Source organism: Enterobacter sp. Y17 (assembly GCF_019730495.1).
GTDB classification, from domain to species: domain Bacteria; phylum Pseudomonadota; class Gammaproteobacteria; order Enterobacterales; family Enterobacteriaceae; genus Enterobacter; species Enterobacter asburiae_B.
In genome coordinates this window covers 377,001-393,021 of record NZ_JAASKP010000002.1, presented here as the reverse complement: position 1 = coordinate 393,021, position 16,021 = coordinate 377,001, and the positions used below count along the sequence as shown (strand labels likewise).

The following is a 16,021-nucleotide window of genomic DNA, read 5'->3' as shown; positions in this document are numbered from 1 at the left end:
GCAAACAGCGCCAGGTTATTCGCCGCGTACAGCAGCGCGGTGTTGACGATGGCGCCCGGCGCGCTCAGGGTCAGCGAGCCGCGCGTGCCGGTGAAGCCGTCGACGGTAATGTTGCTCCGGCTGGCGACGGTGATGTCGCCCCCGCCCTGCACCGAGCCCGCGGCGTTCAGCGCCACGCTGCTGCCGGAGAGCGTGCTGGTGCCGCCGCCGGTGGTGATTTGTCCGTTGTTGCTGAGCTGCCCGCCCGCGCTGAGGTTAACCGCCTGCCCCTGCAGCACGCTGCGGTTATCGATGTCGCCGCCGCTGCTGATGGTCAGGGTCCGGCCTGCCGCCACGGCGGTCCGGCCGGTAAACGCGTTCGTCAGCTGCAGCGTTAAGTCCCCCAGGGAGACCAGCTGGCCGGTCAGGTCCAGCCCCCGGCTCTGCAGCCACAGGTTGCCGCCGCTCAGCAGCCTGCCGCCCGCGCTCTGGGTCACCTGGTCCGCGCCAATATTCAGCTGCGCGTTGCCGAGCAGCGTGCCGCTGTTGTTCAGCTGGCCGTAGTTAACCGTCAGCTGTCCCGCCTGGGTGGTGCCCTGGCTGGCAAAGGTGGTGCCGGTCAGCGTGGCCCGGTCGGCCACCCACGTGCCGCCGTTAGTGGCGTTTGCCGCATTGAGTATCAGGTCGGTGGCCTGCAGCCAGCCGGTGCCGGTGAACTGCGGCGTGCCGAGCGTCAGGCGCGCGCCGGAGAGCAGCCTGCCGTCGTTACGCGCCTGCGAGGAGGCGGTCACGCGCGTCTCGCCGCCGCCCTGAATCAGGCCGTAGTTAAACAGCGCGGGCGTGGTCAGCGTCAGGCCATCGCGGCTGACGATTTCGCCCCCGCTGCTGTTGGTCAGCGTGCCGCTGAGGGCCAGCGTCGCGCCGTTATCGCCCTGCAGACGTCCGCCGTTGGTGAGCGCCCCGGTGGTGATGCCGAGCGTGCTCCCCTGCATTTTGCCGTCGCTGGTGACGGAGGCCGCCGTGACGTTCAGCGCCCCGCCGGAGAGCAGGGTGCCGGTCGACTGCTGGCTGACCGCGCCGGTCTGGCTGAGGGTCAGGCCATTCACCCCGCTGATGGCGCCGCTGTTGCTGAGCGTGCCGCCGGTCAGCGTCAGGTTTTTCGCCGCCCACTGCCCCTGGTTCACCAGCGTCGCGGCCTGCAGCGTTGCCGCACCCAGCGCGGTAATCTTACTGCCCGTGGTTCCGGTGAGCGTGTCGGCCAGCGTCATCTGCAGCCCGTCGGCGCTCTGCACCGTGCCGCTGTTGCTGAGCGACTGCGCGTTAAGCAGGATGTTCTGCGCCTGCCAGCTGCCGGCGTTGGTCACCGCCCCGGAGGCAATGGTCAGCGCGCCCTGAGTGAGAAGCCTGCCGCCAGCGCCGTTAATCAGCGCCTGCTGCGGCGCGGCCATCGCCATGCGCGCCATCAGCCGCTGCTGCCCCTGAACGGTCAGGCTCTGCAGGCCGGTCAGGGTGCCCTGGTTGTTAATGCTGTCCTGGCGCAGCGCGAGGGTGTTCCCCTGCACGGTGCCGCTGTTTTTAAGGGTGCTGCCGCCGAGCGTCACGTCCCCTTCGCTGAGGAGCTGCCCGCGGTTATCCAGCGTCTGCGCGGTGATATCCGCCCGCCCCTGGCTCATCAGCGAGCCGGACGAGGTCAGCGTGCCGCCGGTCGCGGCCGTCAGCGCCCCCTGGCTGAGCAGGGACCCGCCGTGCGTCCAGTCGCCGGTGGCGCGGATGTCCGCGCCGTTCCCCTGCAGCGTGCCCTGCGTAACCAGCTGGCCTGCGTCCAGCGTCAGCATGCCGCCGGAGAGGGTGCGCGAGGCCGCGCCCGTGGTCAGCGCGGTGCCGGTGAGCGCCAGGCCGTTCGTTCCCTGCATCAGGCCGTCGTTGTTCATCTCGCGGGCGGTCAGGGAGAGCGTGCCGCCGGTGATGCGCCCCGGGTTCGCCAGGGTGTCCGCGGTGAAGGTGGTTGCGCCGCCGCTCTGCAGCAGCCCGGTATTGGTTAACGCCCCGCCGAGCGTGCCGCTGAGCCCCGCCAGCCCGTTCACCGTGCCGCTGCTGGTCAGGGTGGTGCCGGTCATGTCCAGCGTCGCGCCCTGCAGCGTGCCGGCGTTCGTCAGCTGCCCGCCCGTCAGCGTGAAGCCGCCGCCGGAGAGCCATTTGCCGTTCAGCGCGTTGATAAAGCGGTCAGCGGCGGCGTTAACCGCGCTGCTGCCCTGCATCAGGCCGCTGTTGCGCAGCTCCGTCGCGCCTGCGGTCAGCGTTCTGCCCGCCACCGTGCCGCTGCTGGTCAGCGTCGTCGCGTGAAGCGCGGCATCGCCGGTGGCCACGATGTTCCCGGTATTGCTCAGGGCGTTGCCCAGCCCCAAATCCAGGTCCTGCGCCTGAATATCGCCCCGGTTGGTCAGGTCGCTGCCCCGGAGGGTGAGCCCGCCGTTCACCAGCAGCAGACCGGCGTTATCGAGCGTGTCCAGGGACAGATTCAGGCCGCTTCCGCTCACCAGCTGCCCGGTGGCGCCGTTGCTCAGCGTGCGGGTGGTCAGCGCCAGCGTGTCGTTGCCCTGCAGCATGCCGGTGTTGGTCAGCTGCGCGGCGTTCACCGTCAGCGCTTTCCCCGCCAGCCGGCCGTCGTTAAACAGCTGCGCCGCCGTCAGCGTGAACAGGTTCTGGCTGAGCAGGGCGCCCGTGTTGTCCAGCCTGCCGGTCGCGGCAAGCGTCAGGGCGTCCAGCGCCTGAACGCTGCCCTGGTTATTCAGGCCTGCGGCGTCCAGCGTGGCGCTGCGCCCCTGCAGGCTGCCCGCGTTGCTCAGCGTGTGTCCGCTCAGGGTGAGGGTCTCACCGCCCGTCACCTGCCCCTGAGTCTGGTTCGCGAAGGTGTTGCCGGACCAGGCCAGCGTGCTGCTGCCCTGAAGCAGGCCGCTGTTCTGCAGGTCGCCCCGCAGGGTCAGCACTTTCGCCAGCAGCTGGCCCCGGTTATCGGTATTGCCGGCCTGAACGTCCAGCGCCTGCTGGCTGAGCACCTTACCGCTGTTGGTCAGCGCGCCGGTCACCGCCGCCGTCACGCCCGCTTCCCCCAGCGCGTTACCGGTGTTCATCCACTCGCCGGTGGCCAGGTTCAGGGTGTTACCCTGCATGAGCCCGGCGTTGTTCAGGGTGGAGTGGTGCAGGCCGAGCGCGCCACCGGAGAGCAGCATGCCCGCCTGCAGGTTGCTGAGCTGTGCCCCCGTCGCCGTCAGGGAACGGGTTCCCTGCAGCGTGCCGCCGTTGGTCACCGACGCGCTGTTAAGCTGCGCGTCGGCACCGGCCATCAGCCCGCTGTTGGTCAGGCTGGCGGCGGTCAGCGTCAGGCCGTCCCGGGCAATCACCCGGCCGCCCGCCTCGTTGCTGACCTGACGGGTCAGGTTCAGCAGCAGCGCGGTGGCGCTGAGCTCGCCGCTGCTGGTAAGGGTGTCGCCGTTAAGCGTCAGCGTTCCGCCGCTGCGCAGCGCGCCGCGGTTAGTGAGGTCTGCCACGCCGAGCGTCAGGGCCGCGTCCCCCTCGACGGTGCCCTGGTTCTCCAGGCTGTCCGCCGTGATGTGCAGGTCGCCGGCGGCAATACTGCCCGCGTTAACCAGAGTAGTGCCGTTCAGGGTGAGCCGGTCGTCCGCCAGCAGGCGTCCGCTGCTGGTCAGGCTGAGGTAGTCGCTGCTCAGGCTGACGCCGTTGATTTCACCCTGGTTGGTCAGCGTGTCGCCTTTAATGCGCAGCGTGCCGTCGGTGGTGATAAGCCCGCCGTTGGCCAGCACCGGAACGTTCAGCGTTAAATCCTGCGCGCTGTAAACCGACCCGCCCGCAAGGTTCGTGAGTGACCCGGTCTTCAGGCCGAGCAGGGTGGTCCCCTGCAGCAGCCCGCCGTTCTCCACCGAGGCAGCGTCCAGGGAGAGGATACCGGCAACCAGCGAGCCGCTGCTGGTGATGCGCCCGGGGGCCGTCAGGGTCATGCGGTCCGCTTTTGCGGCGCCGGACTGGAGGATGTTCTGTCCGCTGAGAGTAATGGCGCCGGCGGTGAGCTCCCCGCCGCTGGTCAGGTCGCCGGTCGCGTTAAAGCTCAGCGCGTCACCGGTGGATTTCCCGGCATGCGCAATCGTGCCCGCCGTCACCGACAGGGCGCCTTTCGCCGCCTGGGTGCCGTTCAGCGCGGCGTTCTGCGCCTGCAGGGTGAGCCCCTGCCCGCTCTGCAGGTGCGCGTCCCGGCCGGTGGTCAGGTCGCCGGCGCTGACGGTGACCGCCCCCGCCGCATCCGTCTGCCCGTTCAGGCTGGCGCTGCGGGTCGCGGTAATCTGTATATTGCCCTGGCTGGTCGTGCGGGACGCCTGACCGCTGGTCAGGGTGCCGGCCTGCGCCGTCAGCGCCGTCGCGCCGGACAGGGTGCCGTTCTGCTCAAGCGTGCCTGCGGTCACGTTCATCGCGCCGTCAGCCAGCAGGCTGCCGTCGTTACGCAGGGTCTGCTGCGCCGTGACGTCCGCATTGCCCTTCGCGCTCAGCGTGCCCCGCTGCGCCAGGGTTACGGCGCTTAACGCCAGGTTGCCGGCGCTCTGCAGGGTGCCGCTGTTGGTCACCGTCTGCCCCTTCAGGGTGACGTCGCTGCCCTGCGCCGTGCCGCCGTTCGTCAGCTCTCCGGCATTCACGTCCAGACGGCCTTTCGCCGCCAGCAGGCCGCTGCTGGACACCCTGTCGCCGGAGAGCGCAATGTCGCGCCCCGCATTCACCTGCCCCTGATTACTGACGGTGCTGCCCGTCAGGCGGATATCGGCCGCGGCATCGGCCCGGCTCTGGCCGTCCAGCACCAGCTGCCCGCCGCTCAGCGCCAGGCTCTCCCCTGCCGAGACCGCACTGCCCGTGGATGACAGCGTGCCGCCGCTGCTGAGCGTCGCGCGGGTATCGCTTCCGCTGCGGGTATTCGTCAGGGTGATATCCTTCCCGGCCGCCACGCTGAGCGCGCCCCTGCCGGTGACGCTGCCGCCGCGCTGCGTCAGGCTGCCGCCGGTGGACAGCGTGGTGTCGCCCTGGCCCGTCAGCGTGGCATCCGAAAGTGCCACTCCCTGCCCGCCCGCGACGGTCAGCGCCCCGCCCTGTGCCGACACGCCGCCGCCGTTGACGGTCAGGGTGTCCTGACTGTCCAGCGTCGCCGCGCCGCGGGAGATAAGGGAGGTATTGCTGAGCGTCATCGCCTGCCCGCTGCTGACCGCCAGCGCGCCCGCGCTGTTTGTCCCGCCGCCCGTCATCTGCACTTTCCCCGCCGCGGAAAGGCGCATGTCGCCCTGGCTGGCGAGCGTGCTGTTACTGAGCTCCATATCCTGCGAGCTGGCCACGTTCAGCGCGCCCCCTGCCTGATGGCTGCCGCTGAGGGCCACTCCCGCGCCCTTCGCGCTAATAGAGCCGCTGGCAAGGCTGTTCCTGACCGTCAGTTTCCCGCCCGCATCCAGCTGAATGTCGCCCTGGCGCGCGGTGAGGTTGCCGAGGTTCACCCCGACGCCCGCCTCGCTGGAGACCAGGCGGATACGGTTCGCATACATCCCGCCGAGCGCGCCGGTATCCACCGCCACCACGGGCGCGGCGCCCTCGCCGGCAATTGGCCTGACGCTGCCGCCGGCGCCCACGCGGTTCGCCCCTGCGGTCACCGTCAGGTCGTTCGCATGTATCGCGGCGTTCACTTCCGTTGCGCGCGCAATCAGCGACAGCGCGTCGCTCTTGCTGGCGTCCAGCCCCTGGCCTTCAACCGTGATGGCCCCTTTCGTTACCTCCAGCGCCAGCAGGTTACCGCTGGCGTCAAACTGCGGCTTGCCGGTGGTCAGGGTGACGTTCGGGGTGTTGATAAATCCGCACCCGTTACAGGTAATGCCGTACGGGTTGGCCACCATGACGTTTGCCGCCTTACCGGCGACTTCCGTGTAGCCCTGCAGCTGCGAGCGGCTGGCGCCCGTGACTTCGTTGATGATGCCTGTCGCTTCCCGCCCGGCCTGCAGGTTGGGGTTGTTCTGGATAAGCCCGCCGAGCTGCGTCCGGGTTAAGCGGTCCGTGCCGTTGTTGAGGATAAGCCCCTCGCTGCCGACGTTATACTCGCCGAACTGGTTATGCGAGATACCCGCCCCGTTCGGGGTGGCGATGTTGACGACCGGCACCCCGTTCCCGGCCCGGTCGACCGTGGTCTGCCCGGCCGGCGTAAGCGCCGCCGCGACGGCGGGTGCCACCGGCTGCCAGACCATCAGGCCGCAGACAATCCAGCTGATCAGACGCTGCGAGAAACGAACGGGTGGGTGACGGGTATCCATAGTCGTAGAGTCTCTTAAAGCATGAAGGCAATGCGCCAGTTAACGCTCACATGATCCGGGCCGAGCCAGTCGGGGTAGCGCAGCGGCGTACCGACCGAAATCTGGCTGCTGTACCCGCGTCCTGCGCTGCTCAGCCCCACCGAACCGCCCCACAGCGTGCCGGAGGCAAAGCGGTCCTGACGGTCTTTTTCCAGCCAGCCGCCGTCAACGGCGACCGTTGCGCTTACCGCGCCAATCACCGGGAGGGTGAAGAGGGAATACCCCAGCTCGTTACGCCAGTAGCCGCCGTTATCCCCGGACAGGTACTGCTCTTTAAAACCGCGCACGGAGCTTTCGCCGCCGAGCGTCAGGCGCTCGGCGCCGTACAGCCGGTCGGGCGACCACTGGCCGTAGGCGCTGGTCAGCCACCACGCGTTACGGGCGACAGGACGCTGGAAGCTGGCGTTCAGGCTCCATTTGCGGAACTCTGCCCGCGGCATATCCCCGGATTTATTTTCGTCGGTTTCGGCATTGAACCACGGCATGCCGTGGCTCCAGGTCGGGTTGAAGGTCGCCACGCCGCCCAGCATTTTTTGCGTGTGGGTAATTCCCAGGACCAGGCTCGAGAGGTTGCGCGTGCTGCTCTTAAGCGGCGCGTCGTTAAGCCAGTTGCGGCTGGAGCGCTGAACCACGCCCGCCGCAATGCCGGTTTTGACCTCCCCGTTGCGGAAAACCACCCAGGACGCGTTAAGGCGGTGGGTTTTCGTATCGCCCGTGGAGAGCCAGTTGAACCCCTGGTTACTGATGGTGGTCCGGTAGTTACTCCAGGCGTAGCTGTAGTCCAGCAGGCCGTAGCCAGACGGCACGCTGACGCCCGCCTGGAAATTCTGCGCATCGTACGCGCTGGCAAAATCGCTGCTGCGCCCGCCGCTGACAAACCATTTATCCGCCAGCCCCAGCATATTATTGGCGGTGAGCACGCCGCTCAGCTGGTTTTCACCGGTGCTCTTCTGCCCGCTATTATCCAGGCTCACGGATGCACTTAACGGAAATTCCGGTTTGCCCGTGAGATTAACGATGGAATATCCGGCCTGCGTTCCCGGCAGAATTTCAATCTGCACCGGCTCGGCGCGCAAACGGTTAATTTGCTCCATCCCCTGTTCGATATCGCGTAAATTAAGGATACCGCCTGTCCGTCCCGGAAACGCCATTTTCAGCATGCGCGGCGTTTCACCTTCCAGACGGATCGCTTCCAGCCGTCCTTCCAGCACCACAATATTCAGCTGACCGCCGGAGAGATCCTGCTCGGTAAGAAAGGCGCGGCTGGTGATATATCCCCGGCTGATATACCAGTCAGAAATACGGGCGAGAAGCTCCGTTATTTTCGCCATATCCAGACAGCGGCCCTGCCACGGCGCAACCAGGGCCTGCTGCGTTTTCGGGGAAATGAGGGTCGTGCCGGAGAGGGTAATGGTATCAATGGTGAAGCAGGGCCCGGCGCCGGCTGCAGGCAGAGGTCTGTCAAGCGCCGGGCGAGGGATACTCCGCTCCAGCTCTTCACGCTGTTGCTGGTTCTTTAATAACAGTTCCTCCTGCTGCTGACGCACGGTGTCCCGGTCAGCAGGAGTAAGGGGGGCTGCATGGCTCAGAGAGCAAAAAAATAACGAGCAAAAAAAGACGGCTTTGCTGTAATAGCGCATATAAAAGGATAATATTTTTTGGTTTTCTTAATTATGCCAGCTCCGACGCAATAGAGAATAGTCTCAAAAAGAGGGCTACTATAATTGGTAGTAATATTTGCGTTAAGTCTAAAAAAATAAAAAATCCGTGATAAAGAAGAGTGTAGTTTCTGAAAGCTTTATTATTCGATCATGGTTCCTTCTTTCACAAAATATTAACTAACCTTCCCAATAATGAGATGTAAACGTCAGCGAGTAGTGCTGATTAAATTACCCGTTACACTCATCGTGCTGCAAACTCTGATGGAGTCTGATATTTCAGTGCTGAATATCGGGGCTCGCGCGATAACGTCTTTGAAGTTATCAATCAACAGCATGACGATATCTGTATGGGAAAGCGTGGACAGGATAAAAACAGGCAAAGGAAGATAACATCAGGAAAAGCTGGAGCGGGCGAAGGGAATCGAACAGAACCCCCCAAGAACCGCGAAAGATCTCAACATTGGTAGTTGATAGCGGAGATTTTAGAGGATCTTTCTCATGTCTATCAAGGGCCAATCTTATCTTTATCCAACTTCGGAAGGGGTCTGGATGTTTCAGATCTTCATTCCGGTGTACATGCGGCACATTTTCGGCGGGAAACGCCTGTACCGGAAATCGACGGGAACCAAAGACCTTGCCGCCGCTAAACACTTCCGTAATCACATGCTCATCGAGTGGAAGACACTTAAGGAACAGTATTCCCCAAACACGGAGGAACGGCGCATACAAAACGCCATAGCCGGATTACATAAGCAAACCACGCTACGCGCCCCACACCAGACAGTGCCAACGTTAACCACTATCCGTGATCAATACGCTGACAAATACCGTGAGAAGCGCTCATTCTCCACTCTCGCTAAATCAGCTCGTGCCGTAGAGGTGTTTCTTACTTCGCTTGACCGTGCAGACATTCAGATCACGGAGATCAGACGCTCACAAGTGGCAATGTTCATCAATCAGCAGGACAAGAAAGCCCCTCAAACCGTGCAGAACTGGCTAACATGCTTGGGAAGTCTGTACGAGTATGCCCGGAGGAGTTACGACGACATAACACCAGATAACCCATTTCACGGTCACAACCTTGAAGCACGAGCCAGCATTGTTAGCTATGAACCATTTGAGCCTGACCAGATGCAAAAGCTACTTAATGCAGCAGAGCCGGAGATCAGGAACATCATCATTATGGGTCTGTATTCAGGATGCCGCCTTGATGAACTGGCAAGCCTTAAGAAATCAGAGATCCAGACGGTGGAAGGGGTACGGTGTTTCTACATCTCGAAGTCAAAGACGAAAGCGGGGATCAGGCATGTGCCGATTCACTCCCGACTTTCTGCGATTGTCGATGAATACCTGAGACACAGTTACGGCGAATACCTATTCCCACACGCTAACAAGATAAACAGGAAGGATGGTAAGAAAGGGCCGTACTACTCTCAAAACTTCACAAGGCTGCGTGACAAGGTTTTGCCTACCGCTACAGATCGTCAATGCTTCCACAGCTTGCGCGGGATGTTCATTACATGCTTAGACCGTGCAGGAGTGCAGGAAACAAGAATAGGCAGTATCACCGGACACACTGAGCAAAAGGCTAAAACAGAGGCGTTCAGGACATACAGCAGAGGCGCGGGGATGCATGAACTATCGGAATATGTGGAGTTAGTCAGTTATCAATACTTTTTATCATCATGATAACACTGAGGAGAGGCGGTATTACACCGCCTTGTATCTGTTTATGCAAAAACAAAAGAAAGTTTATTTATACCAATGATCCTGCATAAACTTTAAAACTTGAGGATCGATATTGTATCCATAAAACTGGTTATTAGAAGCATTAACAACAATCAACTTATCATCATTATCCATTGCAGATCTTACTCTTTGCGCAGCTTGTTCAGCAGAGAAATGCGAATCCACATACCAGTTAGACTCTGTGACTTTTGCCCAGTTGCCTAATGCCTTGATAGCTTCATGCACAGCGGGATAATCTTTTGTTTTTATAAGGTCGTAGGTGACAAACAGATTATTAGCCATTTAATCTTCTCCAAAGATAGAAAAAGCGCTACTAATGAGCGCTTTGAGATGTTTTTACTTTTTCCCTTTTTTAGGGGGGATTTTTACAGTTTCCGTAACAGTTGTCCCTGGACGTTTCTTTGCCTCTTCCGGCTTTACAAACTGACCAGTACCCGCATCACGAACTACCTTTTGTTTAGGCATGAAAACACCTCATCTAAAATGAAGGATAGAACTACTTAACCTTTTTAAGAGTAGGTAATAAGCGAAGCGGCGTCAATGAAAAGAACACAATATATACACATAGATCACAAAACATCATACAACATATAGCGAAGTGGTACTTTCTATCATCCCCCAGTCGATGACTGACCGCTACTCACTTGTAGAGTTAAGCTCTGCATAAAGCTTGCCTGACTTGCTTTAGCCTGGAAATCAACATAATCAGCAAGGCGTGAGGTGTCACTTTGAATAGTTAGAGGTACGGTAGGCTCAACTGTTAGATTGAATATTGGACTCAGATTGTAAGCTGGCACATTGGCGCTATTGAGCGACATTGCACTATTACGTAATGCCTCACCATTCAGGTCGTAACCACTTGCCGCTGTTCCTGCTTGCTGATTACCGAAGCCCAGCCAATCTTTGATAGCTGGAGCCACTGAACGGGTATCGAAGCCCGTCTTATCAGCGATCCACTGCGCAGCATCATTGGCAGAGCCTGTAACAGCACCATCATAGAGAGCCTGGGCCGCTGGTTTATCTTTTTCAGCAAACCATTCAGGGAAACGAGCGCGAAGCCCAGAATTCAGATCGGACACTACACCGGAGATTTCAGAAACAAATCCTGTCATCTGAGATGCCAGATTACCTAATCCCTCACCTAATAGCCCTGCACTCTGATTGATTGCCTGTGTATTTTTCACAAGCTCATCACCACTATCAGCGAAGCCTTTCATAAAGCCTGTAAATAACTGATTGTCTACTCCATTAATGAGATTACCCATCGCTACACTCAGGTCACCATATGCAAGAGTTTGCCTTATTTGCTCATCGTTAAGAGTTTGACCACTTTCGACAAGTTTCTTAAGAGTGCTTGTAAACTGTTCGCCGTTATTCATGAACATATCGGTGTAGTGCATCAGGTCATCACCTAAACTCTCGATCAGATTACCGATCTGCGCCTGGCTCATCCCTCTACGCTGCCCCTCGTTAACAGTAGACTGAATAAAATCAATAGGGTTATCCTGGTATTTGCTAATGTCAGCTTTATTCCATCCAAACTGATTCATAATAGTGTTAACACCACCATCACCACCTCTCCATTTACCACTTTTAGGATCTAAAGATGCGTTTGTAACAGTATTAGCTAAACGTTCACGCACATCCTTCATATTGTCTGTGGCTTTATCCACGTTAGCAGAGTCAACACCGTTTTGTTGCCCCCATGCCACCATAGCTTTGATTACATTCGGATTGGTTCTAACACGTTCACTCATTCTCACCAGTTCGAGGTTTTCATTACCTTTATCAATAATGCGTTGACCAACCCCCATCGAACCAGCGGCTAATACTGCACTCCCTAACATGCCACCCATCATTGGAGAATGGGTTGCTTTAGGAGATCTGAGCTTCTCCGCTGTCGCTGCATACTGTGTGCGCTGTGCCTGTGTCACCTTCGCTTGTTGTGCGGCTTCTCTGCGTAATAGGGTTACACGCTCACGAATAGAGGCGTTCATTCGCTGGCTTGTGATGTTACCTTGAGCAAAAGCTTCTGTTTGCTTCTGGATGAAATGCAAGGCCTCATACTGTTGCTTAGCATCAAGCCCGTATTTACCTTTAATCCCAGAGATTTGCAGCCCTGCATGACGAAGTTTAAGCTCAGCGGTTTCCTGGCGTTTCTGAATCTGCTGCTGCGCTCTCAGGTTGGCCCTTTCATCTCTCGCTTTCTGCTTCTCTGCTGCTCGCTGGGCTTTCATTTCCTTTGTATCACGAGGTTTATCATTAAAACGTGCATCATCGGCTTGTTGACGGGCTTTCTGTCTGCGCTGCTTCAGATCCTGGAAGCGAATCTTGGGATCGGCTATTTTCTGGAAGTGCTTTTGAAGGTTATCCGCTGCGGCCTTGGCCTCTGCAATACTTTGCTTGTCCACAACGAAGGTGACTGTATTTTTTAGGGTGCTAACATTCAGATCAAGCATTATTCACCGCCTTTCTTACTCACCAGGTAGTTGAGTGCCTCAGATACACTACGCCCACGGTGTAATAACTGACGCAGATGACCGTGATCTATTTCAAGCACACGACACACCCCCGCCAAGTTCAATAACTCTTCTGCTGTTTCAGCATTTACGGCGAGGTGAAGCCCCGCGCTTTTTAAAATCACTTGCATTATCTTTCCTCATTATTCTGGAAATAAAAAAGGGCGGGAACACTGGGGAGATGTTCCCAACGTTCACACGCCCTATTCAAAAGCCTGATTATTCCAGCGGGTCAGGCTCCCGCTTCACTCATTAAGCTGCTGTGATATGTACAGAGAAGCCCAGCCCATGGTTAACAGGCAGAGAACTGTTCTCTGAAATCACATTAACCACATCGCCGCGTTCGCTCTCGTAACTCCAGCTATACGTTTCTGCTGCCGCTGCATCCAGAAGCTCAAATGAACTTGATGGTGCACCATAGATGTTCTGATAAACCATCGAACCAGTAGCAAACTGTGGAATAGCGATAGCATCAGCATCTCCCATCTGTGCGAGTAGAAGCGGATCAGTGACTTTCACCACATCGACGTTAGAACCTGGAATGCTGAAAGTGCTAATACCTGGCAGGAGATCACGGCGCTGATATACAACGTTGCTTTCATCAAGTGGGCTAACATAGCGGAAAGCCGCTTCCATCGCTGGCGAGAAGCGAAGATTGCTGTAGAAATCACCTTTAGCAAATACAATGATTCGCTCTACCTGTGCAGCCATACCTTGAGCCGCCTCACTGATTTGGCTCACCATGTCGTCTATAGCACGTAAGGTGCTGCTATCTGTAGCAGTCAGATTAAGTGTGGTGTTCATTGGAGTTACACCGAAAAGAGCACCAAAGTCGATCAGCACATCATCAGTTTTCGGAGTGTGAACAGTACCGGAGAATAGACAACGAGCGAGGTAACTTTCACGAGTACGCATAAACGCTACACTGTGCTTCTGAGTAAATGCAGCATATACATCAGTAAGGGTTTCTTGTACGTCTGTTCCAGGTTTACGCTTGCCCTGAATATCTGCCGGAGTGATCTGATCTTCACGTAGAAAATATGGAAGCTCGATAAGATATTCTTTCCCGTTCTGTCGTGCTGTCACGTTATGCTCGCTGGAGAACCTTGCAGTAGGTTCGTTGTATAGAGAATGGTTATCTTCCACCAGACGGCTAACCGCCACTTTATGAGAAGAAACGCCCACACCATCGAACAGCCCCAGCGAAGCCAGCAGAGAGTTACGTGTTGGATTCAGATTGAATAGTGGACTCAGATCCACGAAGTTTTGACCTAAAATAGCCATGTTATTATTTTCCTTCCTTGATTAACTGGTGAAAAACTCACGCATCTGGAAGCCTTGAGCCGCCAGAGCAGCTACAGCGGCAGCATGTGCGCCATCAGCAGCTTTGAGGTTGTCTGATTTGATACAGACAAGAGAGCCACGCGCCGGAGAGCGTAGGACGTTTACAGCTTTATTAGAGCCAGCAGTGACATATTCAGACACCACGATAAAAGCATCAGCACCAGATTGATAAAGAGCACCGGAGGATGTAATAACATCCCCGCATTCAACATCAGTAGGAAGAGTGGCAAATACCTTGCTTTCCACAGAGGCAAAATGGTCAGTTGAATAACTAACCAGATCTGTTAGAGATTTTCGCTGTGGGAACAGCGTATCAAGTTCAATAATCATTGTTTGGTTGATTTCCTTTCCTGTACTTTACGTGCAATCAAATCCTGAATAGTTGTTTCTTGTTTTTGTGATTCATCAGGAAAATACATATCCATCGCTTTGATCACTTCATCAACCGAACAACCTGCATACTGAGCCACCATCTCAATCATTTGATGATTGACAGTGAGAACATCATTTTTATATTTGAGTACACGCGATTTGTTATTTAATAGAAACATTATCGTTTCCTCGCGTTGCATTAACTTATTTGTTACACTTAAGGCGTAACAGAAAAGGGGCCATTAAGCCCCTGGAGAGTATGCCCTTATTAAAAAGCATTTGTAACTTCATTTCATTAGAATGGATAATGAAGTTAAGAATACTATCTAATAAAAAGAACCCCCGTTTTATTATCTTAGGAGATTTAAAAAGATCGGGGGTACTTTGCATCTGCTACACGTGAAGCCCTTCACGCTGGCCGTAACAGATATTCATTACATTATCTATTTAGTTGCACGTTCGTGGGTGCATTAATAGAATACCAGCTAAACCATCCAAAGAATCTCTTTAAATATGTTCAGTCTGACACTACCTATGTTCTAATAGATAGCTGGAAGCTTAAAAAGCTCCCTCTGAAAACGTCTATTCCATATTAAATGGAGATGCGCGGGTGAGTGCATATAATGCCAACACAACAAGGCATTATATCCCGCGCATTCCTTCGGAACTAAACAAAGAAGAAAACAACCAGAAGTTTTCAGGGGAAGCTCTAAAGAGCTAATAGAGAAGAAAGCACCATCTATGGGAATGATGCTCTCGGAGTGCTCACACTATGGGATAATGTTTGCAAGTCGCATTTTCAAACGAGGGGGAAGTGATTCGAATACTTACCCTATACTTACATAGTAACATAAAAGTTATGCACATGTCAAGCGCTTTATGCAAAATTAGTGAATATTTATTCATAATGAATCATGCCATAAACCTTGGCAATGTCGAGGCTAAGCTCTCCCAGTTCAGCGGTGATCTACTGGAGGCTGCAAGCCAGCTCTTCAAGGTCATTAGCTACACGCCAGGCTTCTTCTGGTGTGATCGTACTGCCGTCACGCTGCACCAAACGAGCTACAGACGTTTGCAGATGTTCAAGGGCGGTGATTGCCTGTTCAGTGTGTTGCACCGCTTCCAAGAGCGCGGAGGGCGTTCCTGATACATGCGCCTGATTCACTAAAGACAATGTTGGCAGATGCCAATCATCTTCAAAATTCAGAATCATAGTTTCAATGGTGCTGTATGTATTAGTCATGTGTGATTTCCTTATCGTCAAAGAGAATGTCAAAGTCTTGTGTGTGGTGGGATAGCCCGTTAGTGCGGATATATTCCCGCCAGTCAATATAGTTTTCTGCGTATAACTGCCACTTCTTAAGGTTCGATGAATCAACACGGTATTCACGGCGGCGGCGTGGTTTATAGAAGACGTTATCCGAAGAGGCTAAAACATCCTGCAATAGTTCAAACTCTGATCCGGTTGGCACCGTTGCAGGGTATTCTATTATTTCGGTGATCCACTCCCCAGGGATGGATTCAGTTGCATGTTCTTTCAACTGACGGCTGTATTTACGTTTGCTGGCTCGTGCTGCTTTCTCAATACGCACTAAGTTGTTTCTTTGTCTTGTACTCATTTATCCTCGTAGAGGGAAACTTCCGTGTTTTCTCGTTAATGTCCATACTGCGTAAAATGCAAACAGCCAATAGATAGCGATGATCATAAAAGTTTCCCGTATTGTTTCTTAGTTGGTTGTCGTAATGAAGCTCACCGCTTCGTTTACGGTAATGTCGTAATACTTGCCGTGGCGTTCCATTGTAATAACCGCTGCATCTTTCATTATTAATAACCAATACCGCGCCCCGCTCTCACTTATTCCTACACCATCAGCAATATGTTTCACCGTGGAACGGATCTTTCCGTGTTCACGTATTAGAGATGCAAGGTGTTGATAAAGACGTTGGCAAATGGTGTTACATTCGATTTGATGATGTGTAGATTCGTTCAGTAGGTATAGCTTGTTCAATG

Annotated in this window: 12 protein-coding genes and 1 pseudogene; 1 reads left to right on the top strand and 12 read right to left on the bottom strand. The window is 55.9% G+C overall.

Going from position 1 to position 16,021, the window contains the following annotated elements; all coding sequences use genetic code 11:
* Positions 1-6,326, bottom strand: a pseudogene (cdiA, locus tag HCH49_RS16225) (contact-dependent inhibition toxin CdiA); the annotation flags it as partial.
* A gap of 14 nt (positions 6,327-6,340) precedes the next feature.
* Positions 6,341-8,005: a ShlB/FhaC/HecB family hemolysin secretion/activation protein gene (locus HCH49_RS16220; protein ID WP_221702993.1), complete on the bottom strand. Its 1,665-nt coding sequence runs from the start codon at positions 8,003-8,005 to the stop codon at positions 6,341-6,343.
* A 519-nt stretch (positions 8,006-8,524) separates the two neighbouring features.
* On the opposite strand from HCH49_RS16220, the gene HCH49_RS16215 reads away from it, so the two are divergent.
* A complete protein-coding gene (locus HCH49_RS16215) occupies positions 8,525-9,715 on the top strand; it encodes a site-specific integrase (RefSeq protein WP_221702992.1) in 1,191 nt (396 codons plus the stop codon).
* Positions 9,716-9,778: 63 nt separating this feature from the next.
* Here HCH49_RS16215 and HCH49_RS16210 read toward each other — a convergent pair whose 3' ends face one another.
* The 10 genes from HCH49_RS16210 to HCH49_RS16170 form a co-directional block, all read right to left on the bottom strand.
* Positions 9,779-10,057, bottom strand: coding sequence for a hypothetical protein (locus HCH49_RS16210; protein ID WP_050860336.1), 279 nt, complete (start codon positions 10,055-10,057; stop codon positions 9,779-9,781).
* A gap of 54 nt (positions 10,058-10,111) precedes the next feature.
* On the bottom strand, positions 10,112-10,240 hold the full coding sequence (locus tag HCH49_RS22250) for a hypothetical protein (protein ID WP_023294885.1): 129 nt from the start codon (positions 10,238-10,240) through the stop codon (positions 10,112-10,114).
* Between the two features lie 146 nt (positions 10,241-10,386).
* Positions 10,387-12,234 (bottom strand): hypothetical protein, encoded by a 1,848-nt coding sequence (locus HCH49_RS16205; RefSeq protein ID WP_050860337.1) that lies wholly within the window; start codon positions 12,232-12,234, stop codon positions 10,387-10,389.
* Positions 12,234-12,425 (bottom strand): hypothetical protein, encoded by a 192-nt coding sequence (locus tag HCH49_RS16200; protein ID WP_025203992.1) that lies wholly within the window; start codon positions 12,423-12,425, stop codon positions 12,234-12,236. The genes HCH49_RS16205 and HCH49_RS16200 overlap by 1 nt, the downstream gene beginning before the upstream one ends.
* A gap of 121 nt (positions 12,426-12,546) precedes the next feature.
* A complete protein-coding gene (locus HCH49_RS16195; protein WP_050860338.1) occupies positions 12,547-13,578 on the bottom strand; it encodes a major capsid protein in 1,032 nt (343 codons plus the stop codon).
* Between the two features lie 21 nt (positions 13,579-13,599).
* A complete protein-coding gene (locus HCH49_RS16190) occupies positions 13,600-13,968 on the bottom strand; it encodes a hypothetical protein (protein ID WP_025203990.1) in 369 nt (122 codons plus the stop codon).
* Complete coding sequence (locus HCH49_RS16185) at positions 13,965-14,189, bottom strand: hypothetical protein (protein ID WP_025203989.1); 225 nt, start codon at positions 14,187-14,189, stop codon at positions 13,965-13,967. Before HCH49_RS16185 ends, HCH49_RS16190 begins: the two co-directional genes overlap by 4 nt.
* A 788-nt stretch (positions 14,190-14,977) precedes the next feature.
* Positions 14,978-15,253 carry a hypothetical protein gene (locus HCH49_RS16180; RefSeq protein WP_221702991.1) on the bottom strand — a complete coding sequence of 92 codons (276 nt, stop codon included), beginning with the start codon at positions 15,251-15,253 and terminating at the stop codon, positions 14,978-14,980.
* Positions 15,246-15,629, bottom strand: a complete 384-nt coding sequence (locus tag HCH49_RS16175; protein WP_072095013.1) for a hypothetical protein — start codon at positions 15,627-15,629, stop codon at positions 15,246-15,248. The genes HCH49_RS16180 and HCH49_RS16175 overlap by 8 nt, the downstream gene beginning before the upstream one ends.
* Positions 15,630-15,737: 108 nt before the next feature.
* Entirely contained in the window at positions 15,738-16,019 is a 282-nt protein-coding gene (locus HCH49_RS16170) for a hypothetical protein (RefSeq protein ID WP_159515426.1), read from the bottom strand.
* Positions 16,020-16,021 lie beyond the last annotated feature (2 nt).

Coding starts and splice junctions, on each gene's coding strand:
- HCH49_RS16175 (WP_072095013.1), bottom strand. CDS start 15,629: ATGAGTACAAGACAAAGAAACAACTTAGTGCGTATTGAGAAAGCAGCA.
- HCH49_RS16205 (WP_050860337.1), bottom strand. CDS start 12,234: ATGCTTGATCTGAATGTTAGCACCCTAAAAAATACAGTCACCTTCGTT.
- HCH49_RS22250 (WP_023294885.1), bottom strand. CDS start 10,240: ATGCCTAAACAAAAGGTAGTTCGTGATGCGGGTACTGGTCAGTTTGTA.
- HCH49_RS16190 (WP_025203990.1), bottom strand. CDS start 13,968: ATGATTATTGAACTTGATACGCTGTTCCCACAGCGAAAATCTCTAACA.
- HCH49_RS16195 (WP_050860338.1), bottom strand. CDS start 13,578: ATGGCTATTTTAGGTCAAAACTTCGTGGATCTGAGTCCACTATTCAAT.
- HCH49_RS16200 (WP_025203992.1), bottom strand. CDS start 12,425: ATGCAAGTGATTTTAAAAAGCGCGGGGCTTCACCTCGCCGTAAATGCT.
- HCH49_RS16220 (WP_221702993.1), bottom strand. CDS start 8,005: ATGCGCTATTACAGCAAAGCCGTCTTTTTTTGCTCGTTATTTTTTTGC.
- HCH49_RS16215 (WP_221702992.1), top strand. CDS start 8,525: ATGTCTATCAAGGGCCAATCTTATCTTTATCCAACTTCGGAAGGGGTC.
- HCH49_RS16185 (WP_025203989.1), bottom strand. CDS start 14,189: ATGTTTCTATTAAATAACAAATCGCGTGTACTCAAATATAAAAATGAT.
- HCH49_RS16210 (WP_050860336.1), bottom strand. CDS start 10,057: ATGGCTAATAATCTGTTTGTCACCTACGACCTTATAAAAACAAAAGAT.
- HCH49_RS16180 (WP_221702991.1), bottom strand. CDS start 15,253: ATGACTAATACATACAGCACCATTGAAACTATGATTCTGAATTTTGAA.